The following is a 2,297-nucleotide window of genomic DNA, read 5'->3' as shown; positions in this document are numbered from 1 at the left end:
TCCTCCGGCATATATCTGGTCAAGCGGAAGTTTCAGCAGTCCGGGATTTGTAAGCACAAACCTGTCATCATATTTTTCAACCCGGAGAAGTCCGCTGCCTATCATCATGTCGGCATGGATAATCATATTGGTAAAAGCCTCACGGACAGCTTTCTTCTGCGGAGTATCATCTTCGCGGACAATACCGCTCATCTTGAATGGACGTGGCAGGTCGCGGGTAAGTCGAGGCAATACTAATCGCAGAAAGTTGAATAAGTTGTTCTCCCATGTGCCGTCATAGGTCAGGCGGTCGCTATATCGTTGGTCTCCAACAAGATTGGACTTGTCTATATAATCCATGCGGAGGTTATCAAACCGTTCCCGTACCGGCAACCCTTTGCCAAACATCAGCAGACCGGCCATCGTAAGTCCTTCCTCCCCAGAAGCACGGTCAACGGTGTAACCTCCAAGTTGTTTTAGGAATTCCTTATGGTCTAAACCATTCCATACGTGTTCAAGATTTGCCACACGGAACATATTGCGATATGCTTCAAGTGTCGGAATATCTATGTCATCCATCGTATAATGTTCGAGAAACATACGGTCATTACCGTCATCACAGGCATCTCGCAACATCATCCTTATAACTGGTTCAGGACAATGATAATCTCCCTCATGTCGGCGTCGGTAAGTGCCACGCATAAGGTTGTTGTTGATATATACCGGTCGCTCTTCATAGGTAGCACGAGGCACATGAATAACGACAACATCCTTACCGTCGTATGAAAAGGTATTGATGTCCTCATCTCTAAGCAGGCTGGTGCTTACCTTTTCGCAGCTGTTAAGTGTGTTCCAAATATCTGTGCGTATTTTTGCGGCATCTTCAACGCCGATGACAGTGAAGCGTTTGGATATGTCCTTTTCCTTCAAATTCTCGTCGATACCAAGAAGAATTATTCCGCCATCAGTATTGGCAAAAGCGGAATAAGTTTCCCACAACGAATGTGGCACATCTTTTCTGGCTTTTTTACATTCAAGGGTAACTCGTTCTCCATTAGCCAGAAGTTGGTCAATGTATTTCTTATCGTCTATTTCTGAGTTGTTAGTTGCCATAATACAAAATTAATCATTTTCAATGGATTTCCCATGCCTGGGGAAAACAAAAAATCACTGAATCGGAGGAATGATAAAGATTTTCTCATTGAAAGCCTGCATCANAGCGGGTGTTACATTGGATATGTAACCGGCGAGTAGTGCCGACACCTCTGATGTGGCGTGTCCTACGGCATAGTCAATGTAGGCAGTCATAACGCCGTGATGTGCCAAAGCTGAAATGAAAGAATTGCGGGCATACTGGGGCGTGACGCACTGGATACCAAGCGACTCACATACCTCTTTGATGTTCTTTGAAATCCGACGGTTAAAATCGTGAACGCGGATTGCTTTCTGCTCATCTGTAACAGCATTGAGAAAGATGTCAGGGAAAACAAGCTCACCGGGACTATATTGCGAGGCATATACATCGAGCAACTGCCGTAACTGCGGAATAATCGGTACTGATGTTTCATCAAGCTGCTTGCCGACAGGTTTGTTAGCTCTGTCAATCTTGGAGCGGATGAAAACAAATTGCGGAAATTTCTGCGAGACTGCCGCCTTCTCTGTCCAGACAAGTTTAGCCATATCTATGGTGTTCATACCGTTGAGACAGTAAAGGAGCAACCAGCGTCCCACGGCACGGGCATGTTTTGACTGTTTATCAGGAGAAGCGAGCCAATATTCCCACAACTTCAACACTTCTTCCACAGTCAAGGCGTTCAGGCGACGACGATTGCCGGCATGGATAAGACCTTTGAAATTGGGTGCCATAGTGGTGTGTCCATCTTTATAAGCCTGATTGAACACGGCACGAGTGGCACGAAGAATTACCATTCGTGTGTCCAAAGAGAGCGGCAGATCCGTGCCGTTGCGTGCTTTTTGTTCATCAAGCCATTTGGCGAAGCGTGTGATTATGACGGTATCGACAGCTCCGAGAGAAATGGGTTTATCCTTTCGGAATAGCTTGAACCAGTCAAGGGCAGAGGAATACATCGCGCGAGTCTTTACTTTTTCTTTCGATGCGCCAAGTGCTGCCCAATAAGAAAAAGTATCATCAGCTCTAATCGTTTTTTCTGTCACTTTCCCCTCCGACTTTTCAACATGGCTTTTGAGGTCGGCAACCGAGAACCGATTGAGCAAAATAAGCCTACTCTCAACTGGCAAGTGCAAAATTAGCGATTTGACGGAAGAAAACATTNTTGGGCGGGNCAAAATTCAGTTTT

2 protein-coding genes are annotated in these 2,297 nt (G+C 45.7%); both read right to left on the bottom strand.

Features of this window, described 5'->3' with window-relative positions:
* The coding region (locus JX312_RS12440) for a helix-turn-helix domain-containing protein (RefSeq protein WP_204458215.1) at window positions 1–1,092 on the bottom strand (1,092 nt) is incomplete at its 3' end.
* 54 nt (window positions 1,093–1,146) lie between these two features.
* Window positions 1,147–2,214, bottom strand: coding sequence for a phage integrase SAM-like domain-containing protein (locus JX312_RS12435; RefSeq protein ID WP_204458213.1), 1,068 nt, complete (start codon window positions 2,212–2,214; stop codon window positions 1,147–1,149).
* Between the last annotated feature and the right edge of the window lie 83 nt (window positions 2,215–2,297).

The sequence above is a fragment of the Barnesiella sp. CU968 genome, assembly GCF_905219685.1.
GTDB classification, from domain to species: Bacteria; Bacteroidota; Bacteroidia; order Bacteroidales; family Muribaculaceae; genus Lepagella; species Lepagella muris_A.
This window is presented reverse-complemented; position numbering and strand designations above follow the sequence as displayed.